Source organism: Thiohalophilus sp. (assembly GCF_031581315.1).
GTDB lineage: Bacteria > Pseudomonadota > Gammaproteobacteria > UBA6429 > Thiohalophilaceae > Thiohalophilus.
Genome location: NZ_JAVLAZ010000029.1, coordinates 28,429 through 29,934, shown reverse-complemented (window position 1 = coordinate 29,934; position 1,506 = coordinate 28,429). Strand labels below are relative to the sequence as shown.

At 52.9% G+C, this 1,506-nt stretch carries 2 protein-coding genes; both read left to right on the top strand.

Going from position 1 to position 1,506, the window contains the following annotated elements:
- The first annotated feature begins 327 nt into the window (after window positions 1-327).
- The gene (locus RI563_RS06125) at window positions 328-936 is read left to right on the top strand and encodes a 2OG-Fe(II) oxygenase family protein (RefSeq protein ID WP_310693481.1); all 609 of its coding nucleotides are present in this window, start codon (window positions 328-330) and stop codon (window positions 934-936) included.
- A 14-nt stretch (window positions 937-950) separates the two neighbouring features.
- A complete protein-coding gene (locus RI563_RS06120) occupies window positions 951-1,424 on the top strand; it encodes a GNAT family N-acetyltransferase (RefSeq protein WP_310693480.1) in 474 nt (157 codons plus the stop codon).
- The last annotated feature ends 82 nt before the right edge of the window (window positions 1,425-1,506 follow it).

Here is a 1,506-nt window from a genome sequence, read left to right as displayed (position 1 = left end):
CGGTAACACCTGTTGTCGATTTTTCAGTCCGCAAATGCACGCGAATTAACGCGAATAAATACATGATCTGATATTTCTTATATTTGCGTTGATTTGCGTTCATTCGCGGATTTACATATATTTGCTGGCAATAGCTAATCGAAAACAACCGGTTATAATTTATTTGCCGCCGGTAACACCTGTTGTCGATTTTTCAGTCCGCAAATGCACGCGAATTAACGCGAAAAAATACATGATCTGATACTTCTTATATTTGCGTTGATTTGCGTTCATTAGCGGATTTAAATATATTCCGTTGTCATTCACACCCGTTCACAGGTTTTTACGATGTCCGCCAAGATGGAATTCACCCCGCCGCCGCTGAAAACGATCCGCGAGTTGCAGCCCAACAGTTTTATTTTCGAGCAGCAAAATGCGCTGCCGGCTGAACTGTGCCGGGAGATGGTCACGCGCTTCGAGCAGCATACCGAAGAGCAGTATCCGGGGCGGATCGGCCAGACGGTGGATGAGAACAGCGGGATAAAAAAGACCACCGATCTGGTGGTCAGCGGCAAGGAACACTGGAAGGATGTCGATAACGCCCTGTTTCAATCGCTCAAAACCGCTCTGCTCGAGTTTCGCGAAACCTTTCCCTATTTCAAGGGACCGTTCAAGGACATGGGCTACGGCCTGCAACGTTATCAACCCGGCGAGTATTATCACTGGCATATCGACGGCGGCAGCCACGACTTTGCCATGCGCCAGCTGGTAGCCCTGTGGTATCTGAACGATGTCGACGCCGGCGGCGAAACCGAGTTTTTATATCAAAACCTCAAGGTCAAACCCGAAACCGGCAAGCTTGTGCTGTTCCCGCCCTTCTGGACCCATGAACACCGCGCCTGCGTCCTCGAACAGGGCATCAAGTACATCGCTACCACCTGGGTGGTGTTTGCCTGACATCCCTGGAAACCATGCAGATTATCACGCCGCAAACCCCGGCACAGTTCGACGCCTATTACGAACTGCGCTGGCAGGTGCTGCGCGCTCCATGGCAACAGCCCCGTGGCAGTGAACGCGATGAGCACGAGGCCAGTGCCACCCACCGGATGATCATCGACAACACCCTGCAGGTCCGCGCCGTCGGCCGCCTGCATAGCCTGGATGCCGATACCGGACAGTTACGCTACATGGCCGTGGATCCCGATTACCGCGGGCAGGGCCTGGGAAAACAGATACTCTTGGCTCTGGAAGACGCAGCGCGTGCACAGGGACTGCAAAATCTGGTATTGCACGCCCGGGAGCCGGTGGTGGCGTTTTATCGCCGGCAGGGTTATGAACTACTGGGCCGGAGCCACACCCTGTTCGGCGAGATCATTCATTACAAAATGCAAAAGCCGTTATCTAACGCTCCACCACCAGGACACGAAGACACAAAGAATCCTTGATTGAAACTTCATCGGGCTTATCCTTCGTGTCTTCGTAGACAAATGCCCGATACCGCTAGCGCTTTATCGAGCCTACCTGCTG

Excerpts from the sequence above, each read along its gene's own strand:
- RI563_RS06125 (WP_310693481.1), top strand. The coding sequence starts at position 328 with ATGTCCGCCAAGATGGAATTCACCCCGCCGCCGCTGAAAACGATCCGC.
- RI563_RS06120 (WP_310693480.1), top strand. The coding sequence starts at position 951 with ATGCAGATTATCACGCCGCAAACCCCGGCACAGTTCGACGCCTATTAC.